Consider the following 17,417-nt stretch of genomic DNA (forward strand, 5'->3'; position numbering starts at 1 on the left):
TGGAGATGGGTGAGGTGTACCGCTGTACGGAAGCGTCCCGCCAAGCGTGCACAATTGGAGCATGTATGTCCTGCTCGCCGCCCACCCCTCCGGGGCCGCGCTGCAGGAACTCACCCAGGCAGGCGAACCCCAGCCGGCCAATCCCGGAGTCCGCGTCGTCAGCACCGTCGACCTTCCCGCCGTCGTCCGCCAGATGGAAAGCGGCCCCACGCCGCCCCGCTGGATCTGGCACCGTACCCAGGACTGGTACCCGGCGCTGCTGCGGTCCGGCGTGGAGCTGGAGCGCTGCTACGACCTCACGCTCTGCGGCAACATCCTGGCCTTTTCGCAGTTCGCGGCCCACACCGAGTACGCCCGCACGTCGGACAGGACCCCCGTGGACGATGCGGTCCTGCCGCCGAAGTCGCTGCTTCCCCCTGCTCCCCCGGCGGACCAGGGCGCCCTGTTCGAGGACCCGGGCAGCGCGCCGCCCCTGCGCCATACCCCCGAAGAGCTGCGGACCGAGTACGCAGCACAGCAGTCCGCCCTGGCCGGGGCCGGCACCGATGGCAGCATGCGCGGCCGCCTGCAGCTGCTGCTGGCAGCTGAATCAGCGGGCGCGATGATCGCCGCCGAGATGCAATACGCCGGCGTGCCCTGGCGGGAAGACCTGCACGAGGAAATCCTGACCGGCTACCTCGGCCCGCGTCCGCCCGCCGGGCATCGGCCGGCACGGCTGGAGGCGCTGGCCGCCGAACTGCGGCAACTGCTCGGCACCCCCATGCTGAACCCGGACTCCCCGCAGGAACTCATCCGCGCCCTGCACCGCAACGGCATCGAAGTCAAGAGCACCAGCAAATGGGAGCTCAAAGACTCTTCCCATCCGGTCATCGGCCCGCTGCTGGAGTACAAGAAACTGTCGCGGCTGCATACGGCCAACGGCTGGTCCTGGCTCGATGCCTGGGTGGCGGGCGGGAGGTTCCGGCCCGAGTACGTGGTGGGCGGAGTGGTGTCCGGCCGCTGGGCGTCGCGGGGCGGCGGCGCCCTCCAGATCCCCCGGCAGATCCGTGGTGCCGTGCACGCGGATGCTGGCTACAAGCTGATCGTCGCCGACGCATCACAGCTGGAGCCGCGGGTTCTGGTGGCACTGGCACGGGACTCGGTGATGGCCGAAGCCGCGCGGGACCAGGACCTTTATGCGGGCATCGCCGCCAAGGGCTTCGGCGGCGACCGCGCGAAAGCCAAGGTGGCCCTGCTCGGGGCGATGTACGGTGCCACGTCCGGCGAATCCGGCCGCCTCATGCCGCAGTTGGCGCGGACGTATCCGCGGGCTGTGGACTTCGTGGAACAGGCCGCCCGGGCGGGCGAGGCCGGCGGCACGGTAACCACCCGGCTGGGGCGCAGCAGCCCGCCGCCGTCGCAGCGCTGGTACCAAAGCCAGCGCTCGGACACCGCTGAAGAGCAGCGCCGTGCCGAGTCGATCGCCAGGTCCCGGGGCCGGTTTACCCGCAACTTCGTTGTCCAGGGCTCGGCCGCGGATTGGGCGGCATGCTGGCTGGCGGAATTACGACGGCGGCTGCGCACCCTCCGCGCGGACGGCACCGGTGCAGGGCCCGGCGGTGCCGGTCCGGAACTGGTGTTCTTCCTCCACGACGAAGTCATGGTGCATGCCCCGGCGGGCGCCGTGGACGAGTGCATCAGGGCGATCGAGGATGCCGCCGGCGCTGCGAAGGACCTCCTGTTCGGCCCCATCCCGGTGGAGTTTCCCGTCAGCGTGGCCGTGGTGGACTCCTACGACCTGGCCAAGTAAGCCTCCCAGCGCGGACTGACCAACCCGGGTTACTACCCATATGACGGAGAAAGTAACCTACCGGGCAGTAGCTCGACGCGCGGCGTGACGCGGATTACAGTCTGTAGCGGCGACTGATGCAGACCGGTCGGACGGCTGATGCGACGACGCATACCAGGGGAGGTCCGGCATGGCGGGCAGATTTGAGATTCACCGGGCAGGAGACGAGTCCTACCGGCTCCGGCTTACGGACGCAGAGGGCAACATCGTTGCCGTTTCACCAAGCTTCAAATCCTTGAACAAGCTGATGGACGGCGTCAACGCAATGCGCGAGAACGCCGCGACAGGAATCGTGGTCGACCTGCGGCAGCAGCAGGCCTGACCCATCCATAAGGCCTGAAAAGGCCCCAACAACCGGGTGGCCGCGCTCAATGGCGCGCGCGGCCGCCCTAATTCCTACACGCTGATGGGGTGCAGCCTGGTGCTGTCCCAGGGCACGGACCAGCCCAGCTGGTCGAAGAGGCCGCTGAGCACAATGCCGGTGAAACCCCACACCACCACGCCGTTCACCGTGAAGGCCGGGCTGTCGAACGCCCGCCCTGCCCGGTGGACGGTGGCCATGACCCGGTTGTCCGGGTCCAGGAGATCGCGGACGGGGATCCGGAAAACCTGGGCGGATTCTGCATAGTCCACCACGCGCACCGGCGACGGCGACGCCCACCAGCCGAGCACAGGGGTCACCAGGAAGTTGCTGTGGGCCAGGCCGAGCTGCTGCAGGGTGCCCAGGACTTCAACGCCGCCCGAGTCCAGGCCGGTTTCCTCCTCGGCCTCCCGGAGGGCTGCGTCCACGGCGGATTCACCCGCATCCAGGCTTCCGCCCGGGAAGGCGACCTGACCGGGATGCGAACCGAGCGTATGGGCCCGTTCCAGCAGCAGCACGTCGAGATCGGCCGGGGCCAGCGGCTTGCCGGAGACCGCGGGGACGTCATCAAGGGCGCCGAACAGCATCAGCACTGCGGCCCGGCGGGCCAGGCTCGCGTCGACGGTCAGGGCCGCCCACCGCGGGTCCGGGGTGGTATTGGATCCGGACGCTGCACGCCGCGCCAGCCCCAGCAGGTCCTCCCTGGCGCTCACAGGTATTCCCCGGCACTCAAAGGGGCCGCCGCTGCGACGCCATCCGGATCTCCGCCGCCCGGTGCGTGTCAGCCTGCAGCTGCTCCAGCAACGCCTCGTTGCCCGGTGCGAGCTCATATTTGAGGAGCTTGGCGGCCTTCACCGGATCCATTTCCCCGAGCCCGTAGCTGGGGCACCAGTTGGCCACCGGGCAGGCGCCGCAGGCCGGCTTCCGGGAGTGGCAGACGCGCCTGCCGTGGAATACCACCCGGTGCGAGAGCATGGTCCAGTCGCGCGGCTCGAAAAGTTCTGCCACGTCCGATTCGACCTGGACAGGATCGTCCGACTGCGTCCAGTTAAATCGCCGCGCCAGCCGCCCGAAATGGGTGTCCACGGTGATTCCGGGGATTCCGAAGGCGTTGCCCAGGACCACGTTGGCAGTTTTGCGGCCCACGCCGGGCAGCGTGACCAGGTCCTCGATCCGGCCGGGGACCACGCCGTCGTACTCGTCCACCAGGCGGGTGGCAAGGGCCAGCAGGTTCCGGGACTTGGCCCGGAAGAACCCGGTGGGCTTGAGGATTTCCTCAAGCACGGCCGGATCCGCTTCGGCCATGGCACGGGCGTCCGGGTAGCGTCCGAAGAGCACCGGCGTGACCAGGTTGACGGTGACGTCGGTGGTCTGGGCAGAAAGGACCGTGGCCACCAGCAGCTCAAACGGGTTGGTGAAGTCCAGCTCCGCGTGGGCGTAGGGGTACTTTTCGGCCAGCGCACGGTTGATCCGCCGGGCACGCCGCTTCAGGGCCAGTGCCGACTCGGACGAAACCACCGGCATCCCTGCAGCCTGCCCACCGGACCCAGCCTGCCCGCCCTTTCCGGCGGCCCGCGGCGCGGCCATGGGGGCTAGCCGCGCTCGATGTTGCTGAGGTCGCGGAGGACTCCCAGGCGTCCGTCGGTGTGCTGCACCAAGAACTCGTGTCCGCGGTCTTCCAGGGCCAGGACCCAGCCGCCGGGTTCGATGACGAAGGCGGGGGAACCGCTGTGCGGATCGAACGCGGTGCGGTGCTGGGCCACGGCAAACCAGAAGGCCTCGTGGACGGGGTGCTCGTCCTCGGCGTCGTGGCTCGTCGGATCGACGGTGGCGCCGATCGGTTCTTCGACCCGGATCTGCTGGTGCACAGCGGTGGCGGCCGGCGGCTCCCACGTTCGCTGCGGAGCGGAGGCAGCCGGGGAACCTCCGGCGTCGTGCGTTGCCGCCTGCTGGCCCGCGGAAGCGGCGGGAACGTTGGCGCGCTGTGTTTCCTCTGCGGCCGGTGCTGCAGCAGGGCGGACGACGTCGGCGGCCTGGGTTGGCGGGCCGGCGTCCACCTCGGGAGCGTGGTCGGCTGCTTCGGGCGCCGTGGATACGGGAGTGCCCGCAGCTGCTCCTGCTGCTGCCGGAGCCGGAGCCGCGGTGGGAGCGGCAGCGGTGGCGGGTGCCACGGCGTCCGACGGGCGCACTGCCGGCGTGGTGGCCGCCGCCGGTGCGTGGGGCGAGGACCCAGGCGTATGGTGCGAGGACTCAGGCGTTACCGCTGAAGATCCGGCACCGGCCCCACCGAACAGCTTGCCGCCCAGCCGGGACTTCGGGGTGGCTTCATGCTTGTGGTGGGAATCCGCTTCAGGGTGGGACCCGGGCTTGTCCGCTGCCTCAGGCTTGGGCTGCTTCGGGGCGCGGGGCGCCGGTGCGGGTACTGCGGATTCGCGGGCCGCCACGTGCGCGGGCGCTTCGGCGCGGCCCAGGAAGTCGCTGGAGAGATAGGGCACGAACCGGCCCAGTACGGTGGCGACAAACAGGATGATGGAACCGATCAGACCCACCAGCAGGCTGGGAACATAGGCCCCGGCAACGGAGATGAAGAAGAACGCCACTGCGAAGCACGCGGACACCGAGGCGAACTGGTCAACGGAGAGGGAGCCCACGCGGATCTTTGTGGCGGGCGCCAACCGGCGGGCAGCGAACAGTGCACTGACAATCAGCGGCAACAGGATTCCCAGGCCCAGGAAGAAAAGGTTGTTCAGGTTCCACAGGTTGTAGCGTGCGCCGAAGATGGGCAGCAGCGAAGCAACGAACAGGACGATGGTGGCCACGAAGACCGTCAGGTCCCGCACGGTGAAGGGGCCAAGCACTGCCTGGTTGGAATCCTTGGCGAGGCGGAACGGCGTCCCGGCGCCTTGGGGTGCGGCCTGCTGGCCTGCCCCGGCGGCGCCGGCCTGGCCGGTACCCGTTTCCGTGGCAGGGCCGGTTTTCTGGCCGTAGCTGGGCTGGTTCATTCTGCTCTCCTTAGCATGGCGGCACGGAACCGGCCTGGGCCGATCCACGATGTGCCGTCGAAACACCGTTCCCCCGGCCGGGCCCGGAGCCCGGCCCGCGGGCCCGAAGTAAAGTCACAATTTCATTTCAGCCTAGTCAACAGCCCGGCTGATCACTAGCTGAAACGGCGGCAGGGGGACCTCCCCGAACTGCCACAGAAACCATTCACCGCACAAAAAATGCCGCTTACGGGCACAACTGTGACAAGGCACACATGGCCGCGCCGGCAAGAGTTAGGGTGTATTCCGGAACAGCTCTTTGCGGTATGTCCGTGATCGGCCGGTGCCCGGTGTCGTGCTTGCGGCCCGGCACGGCCGTGACCTGCATCCCGCGCAGCAAAGATCGATGAATGATGAGGTTCACATGTCCCAGGACACTCCAAGCTCCACGGCTACCGTCCCCGCTGCCCCGGCAGGACAGGGTGCACAGCAGGGCGACGCGTTTGAAAACCTGCTGCATGAGACCAGGACCTTCCCGCCCACGCCGGAGTTCGCGGCCAATGCAGTGGTTAAGGCCGGTGATTACGCAGAGGCCGATGCCGACCGTCCGGCTTTCTGGGCCAAGCAGGCCCGTGAGCTGCTCACCTGGAGCAAGGACTTCAGTGAAGCCCTTGACTGGTCCAACCCGCCGTTCGCCAAGTGGTTCGTGGGCGGCGAAGTCAACGCCGCGTACAACGCACTGGACCGGCACGTGGAAAACGGGCTGGGCGACCGCGTCGCCATCCATTTCGAAGGGGAACCGGGCGACAGCCGCAGCTACACCTACGCCGAGCTGACCGAGGAAGTGAAGAAGGCCGCGAACGCGTTCGAATCCCTCGGCGTTTCCAAGGGCGACCGCGTGGCTGTGTACCTTCCCATGATCCCCGAGGCAGTCATCACGCTGCTCGCCTGCGCACGGATCGGCGCGGTCCACTCCGTGGTGTTCGGCGGCTTCTCGGCCGATGCCCTGCGCTCTCGCATCGACGATGCTGAGGCCAAGCTGGTAGTCACCGCTGACGGGACGTACCGCCGCGGCAAGCCCAGTGCGCTGAAGCCGGCCGTGGACGAAGCCCTGTCCCAGGATGGGCACACTGTCCAGAACGTGGTGGTAGTCAAGCGCAACGGCCAGGACGTCGACTGGCACGAGGGCCGCGACCTCTGGTGGGACGAAACCGTCGGTGAAGCTTCCCCCGAGCACACCGCCGTGGGCCACGACTCCGAGCACCCGCTGTTCATCCTGTACACCTCCGGCACCACCGGAAAGCCCAAGGGCATCCTGCACACCACCGGCGGCTACCTCACCCAGACCGCGTACACCCACAAGGCCGTGTTCGACCTGCACCCGGAGACGGACGTGTACTGGTGCACGGCCGACGTCGGATGGGTCACCGGGCACTCCTACGTCACCTACGCACCACTCATCAACGGCGCCACCCAGGTCATGTACGAGGGCACTCCGGATTCCCCGCACCAGGGCCGCTGGTGGGAGATCGTGGAAAAGTACAAAGTTTCCATCCTGTACACCGCGCCCACCGCCATCCGCACCTTCATGAAGTGGGGCCGGGACATCCCGGACAAGTACGATCTGTCCTCCATCCGGGTACTCGGCTCCGTGGGTGAACCCATCAACCCCGAGGCGTGGATGTGGTACCGGACGGTCATCGGCGGGGACAAGGCGCCCATCGTGGACACCTGGTGGCAGACCGAGACCGGGGCCCAGATGATCGCCCCGCTTCCCGGGGTCACCGCGGCGAAACCCGGCTCCGCCCAGGTGCCACTGCCGGGCATCGCCGTGGACGTAGTGGACGAAATGGGTCAGTCCGTACCCGACGGGCACGGCGGGTTCCTGGTGATCCGTGAACCCTGGCCGGCCATGCTCCGCGGCATCTGGGGCGACCCCGAACGGTTCAAGGACACCTACTGGTCCCGGTTCGAGACCATGTACTTCGCCGGGGACGGCGCCAAGAAGGACGAGGACGGCGACATCTGGCTCCTCGGCCGGGTGGATGACGTCATGAACGTCTCCGGGCACCGCCTCTCCACCACGGAAATCGAGTCCGCCCTGGTCTCCCACCCCGCCGTGGCCGAGGCCGCCGTCGTGGGCGCCTCGGACGAGACCACCGGCCAAGCCGTCGTGGCCTTCGTCATTCTGCGCGGTGACGCCGCGAACAACGGCGACGAAACCGTCCAGGAACTCCGCAACCACGTGGGCAAGGAAATCGGCCCCATCGCCAAGCCCAAGAACATCCTGGTGGTCCCGGAACTGCCCAAGACCCGCTCCGGCAAGATCATGCGGCGCCTGCTCAAGGACGTCGCCGAAGGCCGCGACCCGGGCGACGCCACCACCTTGGCCGATCCCACGATCATGCAGCAGATCGCTCAGTCGCTCAGAAAGTAACACCGGCTTACTATTCTCCGCTTCACCTCCGAATGGCCCCGTTTACCCCGTATTTCCGGGATAAAAGGGGTCATTCGGGGTTTGTGACGATTCAAAAATAACAATTGCAGAAGTGTTATTAAGCGTTGTTCCATGTTCTGTTTTGCGAGGTTATAGTCGTACTTATGTGAGGTGCCTCACATGCTGCTATTACTCAAGGGAGAGAACATGGCTTCACCTTTTGATGCGTCCGCAACTGCCTTCCCGAGCAGGCGGAGCATCCTCAAGACCGCCGGCGTTGGCGCTGCCAGCCTGGCCGGCATCCCGTTCCTCGCAGCCTGCACCGGCGGCAGCGCACCGTCCGCAACAGGTACCGATTCCGGCGGACTGACCTTCGGCTCCGGCTCCTCCGACGACGTGCCCAAGCGGGCCTACCAGGCGGTCACTGATGCCTTTACGGCCAAGACCGGCAAGAAGGTCACCACCAACACGGTCCCCCACAACGACTTCCAGAACAAGATCAACTCCTACCTTCAGGGTTCCCCGGATGACACCTTTACCTGGTTTGCCGGCTACCGGATGCAGTACTACGCCGGCAAGGGACTCCTGGCTCCCATCGACGACGTCTGGGAAACCATCGGCGCGAACTACTCCGATGCCCTGAAGAAGGCCTCCACCGGGCCCGACGGCAAGCTGTACTTCGTTCCCAACTACAACTACCCGTGGGGGTTTTTCTACCGGAAGAGCCTGTGGGCCGAGAAGGGGTACGAGGTTCCGGAAACCTTTGACGCCCTCAAGACCCTGGCCGCCAAGATGAAGGGGGACGGCATCATCCCCATCGGCTTCGCGGACAAGGACGGCTGGCCCGCCATGGGCACCTTCGACTACATCAACATGCGGCTGAACGGCTACCAGTTCCACGTCGACCTGTGCGCGCACAAGGAATCCTGGGACCAGCAGAAGGTCAGCGCGGTCTTTGACACCTGGTCGGCGCTGCTGCCGTTCCAGGATCCCGGGGCCCTCGGCCAGACCTGGCAGGACGCAGCCAAGTCACTTGAGTCAAAGAAGACCGGCATGTACCTGCTGGGCTCGTTCGTCACCCAGCAGTTCACCGATGCGGCAGTGCTGGCCGACATCGACTTCTTCGCGTTCCCGGAGATCGCCATGGAGGGCCGGGACGCCGTCGAAGCCCCCATCGACGGCCTCCTGCTCTCCAAGAAGGGCGGCGAGAACAAGGCTGCGCGGGACTTCATGGCGTACCTGGGCACACCCGAAGCGCAGGACGCCTACGCCGCAGTGGATGCTTCCAACATCGCCACCGCCAAGGGGACCGACACCTCCAAGTTCAGCCCGCTGAACAAGAAGTGTGCCGAGACCATCGCGGATGCGAAGTACATCAGCCAGTTCTTCGACCGTGACGCCTTGCCGGCCATGGCCAACAACGTGATGATTCCCGCCCTCCAGAGCTTCATCAAGGACGGCAAGATGGACGTCAAAAACCTCGAGGCGCAGGCCAAGACCCTCTACGCCGCGCAGTAGCCGCCCACAGCACACCGGCACCGCAGCACTGCAGGACGGACGACGGCGGCGCACGCCCGCCGTCGTCCGTTCCCTTCCAGCGTCCCCACCCAGCACCGCCCCAGCGGCGTCCCACCAGCAGAGGGAAGATTTCCATGAGCAGCACCGCGCAAGAATTGATCCCGCCGGAAGCGCAGGAACCTGGCGGCGGCCGGATCGGCCGGACCAGGGGCGGCCGGGTGCGCCGCCTGACCGGCCGGGACAAGGCAGTCCTGTCGCTGATGGTGGGCATCCCCACCCTGATTGAACTGGCCCTGGTATGGCTGCCGACGCTGATGTCCATCGGGCTCAGCTTTACCCGGTGGAATGGCCTGGACCTGGCCGACATCCGTCCCGCGGGCACCGAAAACTACCAGTACATCACCCAGGACTACCCGCCCTTCTGGCCGGCCGTCCAGCACAACCTCATGTGGCTCCTTTTCCTGGCCCTGATCGCTACGCCGCTCGGCCTGCTGCTGGCGGTGCTGCTGGACCAGAACATCCGCGGCAGCAAGATCTACCAGAGCATCTTCTTCGCACCCGTGATGCTCTCCCTCGCCCTCATCGGCATCATTTGGCAGCTGTTCTACCAGCGCGACAACGGCCTCCTGAACTTCCTCCTCGGCACTGCGGGGACACCGCAGGCCGTCGACTGGTTCGGGGACTCGTCCGTGAACATCTGGGCCGCCATGATCGCGGCCACCTGGCGGCACGCCGGCTACGTCATGCTCCTCTATTTAGCCGGTCTGAAAGGCGTGGACCCCAGCCTGCGGGAGGCGGCATCCATTGACGGCGCCAATGCCGCGCAGACCTTCTTCCGGGTGGTGTTCCCGGCCATGCGCCCCATCAACATCGTCATCGTGGTGATCACCATCATCGAATCCCTGCGCGCCTTTGACGTGGTGTACGTGATCAACCGCGGCACCAACGGCCTGGAGATGCTTAGCGCCCTGGTGATCCAGAACCTCGTCGGCGAAGGCCAGGTGATCGGCGTCGGCTCCGCCCTGGCTGTGGTGCTGCTGGTCATCTCCCTCGTCCCCATCGTCTTCTACCTCAGCCGCACCTTTGGCAAGGAGAACAGAGTATGAGCACCACCCCAGCACCCACGGTCCGCAACGGCCGGGCCCCGGCAGCTGCCGCTCCGCGCACCGGCAGCCGGCCCAAACGCCACTACGGCACGCACATCTTCCTGCTGGTCATGGCGGTGATGTGGCTGGTTCCCCTCGGTTGGTCGCTGTACACGGCGCTCCGTCCGGTGGCCTCCACCAACGAACACGGGTACTTCAGCTTCGCCGGTGACTTCAACTTCGATAACTTCGTGCAGGCCTGGACCCAGGGCGGGTTCGCCACGTACTTCTGGAACTCCGTCATCATCACCGTCCCCGCCGTGCTGCTGACCCTGTTCCTGGCCTCCCTCATGGCCTTTGCCGTCAGCCGGGTGAGCTGGAAGTTCAACGTCACGCTGCTCATCATGTTCACCGCCGGCAACCTGCTGCCCCCGCAGGTCCTTGCCGCGCCGCTGTTCGAAATGGCCAAGCACTTCGAAGTGCCCTATTCGTTCAGCGACTCCGGGAACATGCTGAACACCTACATCATCGTCATCGCCGTCAACACCGCCTTCCAGATGGGTTTCTGCACGTTCGTGCTGTCCAACTACATGAAGGCTCTCTCGGCGGACCTGACGGAGGCGGCGCTGGTGGACGGCGCCGGCATCTGGCGGCAGTACCGGGAAATCATCATGCCGCTCTGCCGGCCGGCCTTCGCGGCACTCGGCACCCTCCAGGTCATCTTCATCTACAACGACTACTTCTGGCCCCTGATCTTCATCCAGAGCGGCAACCGGCTCCCGATCACCACAGCCATCAACAACCTGCAGGGCGAGTTCCTGAGCAACTACAACCTCCTGGCGGCGGGGGCGGTGATCACCGTCATCCCCACGCTGGTGATCTACCTGCTCCTGCAACGGCAGTTTGTTGCGGGCCTGACTCTGGGTTCCAGCAAGGGGTAGACCATCATGGAAGGTGACGGGGAGACCGCTCCCCCACCGCAGCACGAAAGGATCTCCATGCTCCCCGCAGCACGCCACCAGGCAATAGTGGACGTCGTCCAGCGCGAACGGGTTGTCCGCGTCTCGGACCTCGCCCAGCAACTGGGCGTCTCGCTGATGACGGTCCGCCGGGACATCGAACTGCTGGAGGAGGGCGGCAAGCTGGAGCGCATCCACGGCGGCGCCAAGCTTCCCGGCGATGCCAGCACCCACGAACCCGGCTTCGAGCAGAAGTCCACCCAACTGACAGCGGAGAAGCGGGCCATTGCGGTGGAGGCTGCGGCGCTGGTCCAGGAAGGGATGGCGGTGGGGCTGAGCGCCGGGACCACCACGTGGGCGCTTGCCAAGGAACTGGTCAACGGACCGCCCATCACGGTGGTCACCAACTCGGTGCGCATCGCCGACCTGTTCCACCACGCCGCCTCCACGGGCCCGGCCCGCTACAGCTCCACAGTGATCCTGATCGGCGGCCAGCGCACGCCCTCGGACGCCCTGGTGGGACCCATCGCCACAAGCGCACTCAAGCAACTGCACCTGGACCTGCTGTTCCTCGGTGTCCACGGCATGGACTCGGCAGCCGGTTTCACCACCCCCAACCTCCTGGAAGCCGAGACGGACCGGGCCTTCGTGGCCGCAGCCCGCAAAACCGTGGTGCTGGCAGACCACACCAAATGGGGCGTGCTGGGCATCAGTTCCATTGCGTCACTGGACGACGTGGACGAGGTCATCAGCGATCCCGGGCTCGGATCCGATGCGCAGCGCATCCTGCAGGACAGGGTTGGCAGGCTGCGGCTCGCGCCCGCCCTCGGCAAGCCGGCCTGAGGCAGATAGTCAGGGGCAGCCGCAGGATTGGCGGACCTGGAGGTCGGCGGGGAATATCAGGTGTTCAGGGGTGTTGCCGCGGCCGGTGCCGATCAGGGCGTTGACCGCGGCTTCGGCCATGGCTTTTGCCGGTTGCCTGACCGTGGTCAGGGGCGGCCAGCTGTACTCCGCTTCCGCCGACCCGTCGAAGGACGCCAACGCCATGTCCCTGGGCACGGACAGGCCCGCCTCGTGCAGCGCCCGCAGGATCCCCACGGCCTGCAGGTCCGACGTCGCAAAAATAGCCGTGGGCCGCTCCGCCCCGGCCAGCAAGCGCTTGCCCGCAGCGTAACCGCCCTCCCGCGTGAACGGAGTCCGCACAATGGGGCCCTCCGGCAGGCCCGCCCCAGCCAGGGCCTGCAGCCAGCCCTCCTCACGGCCGTCATAGTAATTGCCCGTGTTCGTCCCCATCGCCAACGCGATCCGCGTGTGCCCGTGACCGATCAGGTGCTCCACGGCAGCCCGCGCACCAGCCACCAGGTCCACGCCCACACTGTTGAACCCCGGCGCCTCGCCACTGTGGTTCAACAACACCACCGGGACCTCCGCCGACTCGAAGTCCGCCGCCCCGGGTTCCATCAACACACTCGAGACGATGACGCCGTCCACCTGCCGGGCCGCCAGGTTGCGGACGTTCCGGCGTTCCTTGGCCACGTTCCCGTCCGAATTGGTCAGCACCAGGGCATACCCCAGCTCGGCCGCGGCCTCTTCCACCGCGTGGGCCAGCAACGAAAAGAACGGGTTGCTGTTATCCGGAATGACCAGCCCGATGGTCTCACTCGAACCCAGCTTCAACGCCCGCGCCGCAGCATTTGGCCGGTACCCCAACCGCCGGATGGCATCCTGGACCTTCGCCTCAGTAGCCGGCGCCACCCGCTTCGGACCACCATTAACCACATAACTCACCACGGCAGTACTGACCCCGGCGAACCGCGCAACATCCTTGCGCGTCACAGGCCCCCGGGGCCCCGGCACAGCCGAAATGGTCATGGAGTACATGCTAGCTCCAGGCTCCGACAGGAGGAGGCACGTAAGAATGCACGGCACGCCGGGCCAGCCGATAGATTGGCAAGCATGACTGAAGCCTCCACCCCGGACACCGGCCGCGGCACCATCCTGGTAATCAACGGCCCCAACCTGAACCTGCTCGGCACCAGGGAGCCCGAAAAGTACGGCACCTCAACCCTCGCCGACGTGGAGCAGCTGGCACGCTCGGCAGCCGAGGCGCACGGGTTCGCGGTGGAATGCGTCCAGTCCAACCATGAAGGCGTCCTGCTTGACGTCATCCACGCCGCGCGCGAAACAGCGGCAGGCATCGTCATCAACGCCGGCGCCTTCACCCACACCTCTGTGGCACTGCGTGACGCCCTCGCCGCCGTGCAGCTTCCCGCCGTCGAGGTCCACATCACCAACGTGCACCGGCGCGAGGAATTCAGGCACCACTCCTACCTGTCGCCCGTGTGCGCCGCCGTCATTGTGGGCGCAGGCGTTACCGGATACCGGCTGGCCATCGACTACCTGGCCGAGACCCTCTAGCTGCTTCGGGAGCCCCTACTTCTGGATGCACTGGCCGGAGGACACCGGCGCGCTCAGGGAGGATGCCTGCGCGGCCACCGGGTTCAGCTCATCCATGGTGATGGCGAAACCCACGTCCGAGTCCGTTGTGGCCTTGGCGAAAATGACTCCGGCCACCTGGCCGTCAGTGGTGAGCAGCGGGCCGCCGGAGTTGCCCGGCTGCACGTCACCGGCCAACCGGTAGATGTCTTCGGGGGCCGGGTTGTTGCCGTAGATATCGGGCACCAGGACGGTGGCGATGTCCTGGACGGTGGCCGGCTTGGACTGGAACGGTCCGCCGTGGGGGTAGCCGGAGAACGCGGCCGGGCTGCCGCCGGGAAGGTCTGCCGACAGGGACAGCGGCTGCGCAGGCAACCCGTCAACGGCCAGCACCGCGAGGTCGTGCCTGCTGTCGAAGTAGACCACGCGCCCGGGCATGGCATCGCCGTCGGGCATCTCCACCACGGGCTGCGACACGCCCGCCACCACATGCGCATTGGTGACCACGCGGTCCTCGGACACCACAAAGCCGGTGCCGGTCTGGTTCTGGCCGCACTCGTACGCAGTTCCGGCAATGCGCAGCACCGATGCGGCGGCCCGGTTAAGTGCCGGCGTATCCGTGCTGGCGTTGGGAACGGGAACAGCCGGACCCTGCCCCAGGCCCTCGATCAGGGTGGGGATGCCGTTGCCGATCACCGTGGAGCGCAGCTGCGCCATGGTGGCCTTGACGGGGATGGGAGTCAGTCCGTCGATGAAGCGGATGACCCTGGATTCGGCCAGCTGCTGGGACACCACCGGCACACCCAGGGAGCTGACACTGAAAGCCAGCATCGACATCACCAGCGCCGAAACCACCACGTTCACCGCGCCGCCCACCAGCCGGTCCACGGCGCGCAGCGGCCGGATGCGCACGGCGCCCCGGACCTGCCGGCCCACCATGGTGCCCAGGCCGTGGCCCAGCACCACCAGTACGACGGCGGCAGCCACGATGGCGGTCAGCCTCCATCCGGAGTCCGCAACAAAGCCGCTGACCAGCGGGACGGCGAAGAACGCGGCGATGGCGCCGGCCGCAAAGCCGACCAAGCCGCCAACAGTGACGAGGAAGCCGTTACGCAGCCCGTAGACCAGGTAGGACAGCAACGCCAGGATCAGGATCAGGTCCAGGACAGTCAAGCCGACCACGAAGGCTCCTTATAAACAGTTGAAGCCTCATTCTAGTGGGGGTCCCTGACAATCATCTGTGACGTCATCCCCGTCACAACGGGCCTCCCGGCCGGGACAGGCAAGCCCCGTCGCAGGCCGTCTTATAGGCGTTTCGGCTGCCAAGTTCGTCACAGAAGCTTGAAAATTCTGAAACAATGGCAAAAGCGCCACAGACGATACTTTTACTCAGGAGATTTCATGGACATCGAGGTACTGCGCCGAGCACCCCTTTTCGCCACGCTCGACGACGACGCATTCCGTCTGCTGACGGACGAGCTCACCGAGGTGGACCTCTCCCGCGGCGCGTCCGTCTTCCGCGAAGGCGACCAGGGTGACCAGCTCTACTTCATCGTCTCCGGCAAGGTGAAGCTGGGGCGCACGTCCCCGGACGGCCGCGAATCGCTCCTGGCCATCCTTGGGCCGGGCGAGCTCTTCGGGGAAATGGCACTGTTCGACCCCAGCCCCCGCACCGCCACGGCCACCGCCGTTTCCGAGACCCGGCTGGCCGGGCTCAAGAACGAGAGCCTGAACAACCTCCTGCGCACGCGCCCCGAGGTGTCCGCCCAGCTGCTGCAGGCCCTGGCCCGCCGCCTCCGCCGCACCAACGACTCGCTGTCGGACCTCGTCTTCTCGGACGTCCCCGGCCGTGTGGCCAAGGCCCTCCTGGACCTCGCGGACCGCTTCGGCCGTCCCGCCACGGACGGCGTTCTGGTGGCCCACGAACTAACCCAGGAAGAGCTGGCGCAGCTGGTGGGCGCCTCACGCGAAACCGTCAACAAGGCCCTGGCCGAATTCGTCCAGCGAGGCTGGCTCCGCCTGGAAGCCCGCGCCGTCGTCATCCTGGACATGCAGCGACTCCGGCAGCGCTCCCGCTAAGCGCTGCGCACTTAAGCGAAACGAAAAAGGCCGCCCTTCCTCAGTGAAGGGCGGCCTTTCGCCGTCGGTTGCCCGGACACGCCCGCTCATGGGGCGCGTGGCGTTAGCGTTCGCGCTGGGGGTCGCCGGGGGTGGTCTTGGCGGCTTCCACTTCGAGCATCAGCTGTCCGTCCTCTTCCACGAGGACCGGCTGGTAGACGTGCGCCTTGCGCTTGTAGCTGAGGTAGGCGATGCAGCCGTTGGCCGAGGCCATCTTTTCGAGCATGATCTCCGAGCCCGGCACCAGGAGCTTGCCCAGGGTCCGCCCGGTGGTGTTCTCCTGCCCGGCTTCATCGCCGAGGGCTGTGGTGTTGCGCCCTTCGATGACCTGCGCGGCGTTGACCCAGCGGCCCCAGATGCCTTTGCCGTCCAGCAGCGTGGGCTCCTGGCCCATAGGGACCGTGGCGGCGAAATAGCGCGTATCGAACCTGCGGTGCGCGAAGTCGGGGGTGCGCCAGTTGACCAGGGACTTCAGCAAGTCAGTACGCAGCAGAAGGCCGCGCTTGTCCAGAACCTGTGCAAGGGTTTTTTCCTGTTCGGCCACGGCAACGCGGGCCCTCATCCACTCGGCAGTGGAGGTGGCCTCGACGGTGCTGGACATGTCCGGCCCGGCCAGCAGGATCCCGGTCTCTTCGAAGAGTTCGCGGATGGCGCCCACGACGTGCCGGCGTGCCAGCCCGACGTCGTCCGTTCCCATCTGCTCAGCCCAGTGCTGGGGTGAGGGGCCCAGCCAGCCCATGGGATCGTCGTCGGCCGTGTCCAGCGATCCGCCGGGAAACGCAAGGACCCCCAGCGGCGAGGAACCCGGCCGGTAGGCCAGCCAGGTTTCCAGGCCGTTGGGGGAATCCCGCAGCAGGACTACCGAGGACGCCAGGCGTGCAGCCCGGGGTGTCCGCTCGCCGTGTTCAAGCCAGCTCTGCGCTGCTCCAACAAGTTCCTCGGGGAGTGCAAAAAGACGGCGGGCGAGCTGTGGCAAGGAAAGGACCGGTCCTAGCTGAATTCGGCGATCAGTTCGACTTCCACCGGGGAGTCGAGGGGAAGGACGGCAACGCCGACGGCGGAACGGGCGTGCTGGCCGGCGTCGCCGAGGACGCGGCCCAGCAGTTCCGAGGCACCGTTGATCACGGCGGGCTGCCCGGTGAAGGTGGGGTCCGAGGAGACGAATCCCACAACCTTGACGATCCGGGTGATCCGGTCAAGGTCGCCAATGACGCTCTTGACGGCGGCGAGGGCGTTGACAGCGCACACTGCGGCGTACTTCTGGGCGTCTTCGGGGGAAACCGTGGGCTCGTCGGCGAACGCTTCGGCGCCGGCGGCCACCTTGCCCGTAGCTTCGAGTTTGCCGTTAATAAACGGCAGCTGGCCGGAGGTGTAGACGTGGTTGCCGGAGATGACGGCGGGAACGTAGGAGGCCACGGGGGCGGCAACCTCGGGAAGCGTCAGGCCGAGCTCAGCCAGGCGCTGCTCAACAGCTGAAACGGGGGCTGATTCCGCGCCGGTGCGGGCTTCTGCGGGGGTGCTCATGCTACTGCTTCTCCCTCTTGAGGTAGGCAACCAGTCCGTTGCCGTCAGGTCCTGTGACGACCTGGACGAGCTCCCAGCCGTCTTCTCCCCACTGGTCCAGGATCTGCTTTGTGGCGTGAATAATGAGCGGAATCGTCGCGTACTCCCATTTGGTCATGAGAGAAAGACTA

General features: G+C 66.7%; 17 protein-coding genes. 9 read left to right on the top strand and 8 right to left on the bottom strand.

All coding sequences use genetic code 11. The features are described 5' to 3' along the window. Positions 1-61: 61 nt before the first annotated feature. Both ACP3TD_RS16945 and ACP3TD_RS16950 read left to right on the top strand, forming a co-directional pair. Complete coding sequence (locus ACP3TD_RS16945) at positions 62-1,789, top strand: bifunctional 3'-5' exonuclease/DNA polymerase (protein WP_426764137.1); 1,728 nt, start codon at positions 62-64, stop codon at positions 1,787-1,789. Positions 1,790-1,958: 169 nt separating this feature from the next. Further along, positions 1,959-2,150 (top strand): YegP family protein, encoded by a 192-nt coding sequence (locus ACP3TD_RS16950; protein ID WP_056078207.1) that lies wholly within the window; start codon positions 1,959-1,961, stop codon positions 2,148-2,150. Positions 2,151-2,224: 74 nt separating this feature from the next. On the opposite strand, the gene ACP3TD_RS16955 is transcribed toward ACP3TD_RS16950, so the two are convergent. The 3 genes from ACP3TD_RS16955 to ACP3TD_RS16965 all read right to left on the bottom strand — a co-directional run bounded on the left by ACP3TD_RS16955 (position 2,225) and on the right by ACP3TD_RS16965 (position 5,191). After that, the gene (locus tag ACP3TD_RS16955) at positions 2,225-2,902 is read right to left on the bottom strand and encodes an NUDIX hydrolase (protein ID WP_426764138.1); all 678 of its coding nucleotides are present in this window, start codon (positions 2,900-2,902) and stop codon (positions 2,225-2,227) included. A 16-nt stretch (positions 2,903-2,918) separates the two neighbouring features. Beyond that, a complete protein-coding gene (gene nth / locus ACP3TD_RS16960; protein ID WP_426764139.1) occupies positions 2,919-3,713 on the bottom strand; it encodes an endonuclease III in 795 nt (264 codons plus the stop codon). Between the two features lie 68 nt (positions 3,714-3,781). Then, positions 3,782-5,191, bottom strand: coding sequence for a hypothetical protein (locus ACP3TD_RS16965; protein WP_426764141.1), 1,410 nt, complete (start codon positions 5,189-5,191; stop codon positions 3,782-3,784). A gap of 403 nt (positions 5,192-5,594) precedes the next feature. Between ACP3TD_RS16965 and acs the strand changes: the two genes are divergently transcribed. The 5 genes from acs (at position 5,595) to ACP3TD_RS16990 (ending at position 12,012) form a co-directional block, all read left to right on the top strand. Then, on the top strand, positions 5,595-7,607 hold the full coding sequence (gene acs, locus ACP3TD_RS16970) for an acetate--CoA ligase (RefSeq protein WP_426764143.1): 2,013 nt from the start codon (positions 5,595-5,597) through the stop codon (positions 7,605-7,607). Positions 7,608-7,814: 207 nt separating this feature from the next. Continuing rightward, positions 7,815-9,125, top strand: a complete 1,311-nt coding sequence (locus ACP3TD_RS16975) for an ABC transporter substrate-binding protein (RefSeq protein ID WP_172830004.1) — start codon at positions 7,815-7,817, stop codon at positions 9,123-9,125. A gap of 134 nt (positions 9,126-9,259) precedes the next feature. Further along, a complete protein-coding gene (locus ACP3TD_RS16980; protein WP_426764144.1) occupies positions 9,260-10,231 on the top strand; it encodes a carbohydrate ABC transporter permease in 972 nt (323 codons plus the stop codon). Continuing rightward, on the top strand, positions 10,228-11,151 hold the full coding sequence (locus ACP3TD_RS16985) for a carbohydrate ABC transporter permease (RefSeq protein ID WP_426764145.1): 924 nt from the start codon (positions 10,228-10,230) through the stop codon (positions 11,149-11,151). Before ACP3TD_RS16980 ends, ACP3TD_RS16985 begins: the two co-directional genes overlap by 4 nt. A 57-nt stretch (positions 11,152-11,208) precedes the next feature. After that, a complete protein-coding gene (locus ACP3TD_RS16990; protein WP_426764146.1) occupies positions 11,209-12,012 on the top strand; it encodes a DeoR/GlpR family DNA-binding transcription regulator in 804 nt (267 codons plus the stop codon). A gap of 9 nt (positions 12,013-12,021) precedes the next feature. Here the strand turns inward: ACP3TD_RS16990 and ACP3TD_RS16995 are convergent, their stop codons facing one another. Beyond that, positions 12,022-13,050 carry a LacI family DNA-binding transcriptional regulator gene (locus ACP3TD_RS16995; protein WP_426764148.1) on the bottom strand — a complete coding sequence of 343 codons (1,029 nt, stop codon included), beginning with the start codon at positions 13,048-13,050 and terminating at the stop codon, positions 12,022-12,024. Positions 13,051-13,125: 75 nt separating this feature from the next. On the opposite strand from ACP3TD_RS16995, the gene aroQ reads away from it, so the two are divergent. Next, entirely contained in the window at positions 13,126-13,587 is a 462-nt protein-coding gene (gene aroQ, locus ACP3TD_RS17000) for a type II 3-dehydroquinate dehydratase (RefSeq protein WP_426764149.1), read from the top strand. Positions 13,588-13,602: 15 nt separating this feature from the next. Here the strand turns inward: aroQ and ACP3TD_RS17005 are convergent, their stop codons facing one another. Beyond that, positions 13,603-14,787 (bottom strand): MarP family serine protease, encoded by a 1,185-nt coding sequence (locus ACP3TD_RS17005; RefSeq protein ID WP_426764151.1) that lies wholly within the window; start codon positions 14,785-14,787, stop codon positions 13,603-13,605. Positions 14,788-15,006: 219 nt separating this feature from the next. Between ACP3TD_RS17005 and ACP3TD_RS17010 the strand changes: the two genes are divergently transcribed. Beyond that, positions 15,007-15,684: a Crp/Fnr family transcriptional regulator gene (locus ACP3TD_RS17010; protein WP_009359192.1), complete on the top strand. Its 678-nt coding sequence runs from the start codon at positions 15,007-15,009 to the stop codon at positions 15,682-15,684. A 103-nt stretch (positions 15,685-15,787) separates the two neighbouring features. On the opposite strand, the gene ACP3TD_RS17015 is transcribed toward ACP3TD_RS17010, so the two are convergent. Genes ACP3TD_RS17015 through ACP3TD_RS17025 form a run of 3 tightly spaced genes read right to left on the bottom strand, consistent with a single transcriptional unit; the run spans position 15,788 to position 17,404 of the window. Then, positions 15,788-16,699, bottom strand: coding sequence for an NUDIX hydrolase (locus ACP3TD_RS17015; protein WP_426764154.1), 912 nt, complete (start codon positions 16,697-16,699; stop codon positions 15,788-15,790). Positions 16,700-16,713: 14 nt separating this feature from the next. Beyond that, positions 16,714-17,247: a RidA family protein gene (locus tag ACP3TD_RS17020; RefSeq protein WP_015938334.1), complete on the bottom strand. Its 534-nt coding sequence runs from the start codon at positions 17,245-17,247 to the stop codon at positions 16,714-16,716. Between the two features lies 1 nt (position 17,248). Beyond that, complete coding sequence (locus ACP3TD_RS17025; RefSeq protein ID WP_011693223.1) at positions 17,249-17,404, bottom strand: DUF4177 domain-containing protein; 156 nt, start codon at positions 17,402-17,404, stop codon at positions 17,249-17,251. Between the last annotated feature and the right edge of the window lie 13 nt (positions 17,405-17,417).

The organism is Pseudarthrobacter sp. 1G09, assembly GCF_050038305.1.
GTDB classification, from domain to species: domain Bacteria; phylum Actinomycetota; class Actinomycetes; order Actinomycetales; family Micrococcaceae; genus Arthrobacter; species Arthrobacter equi.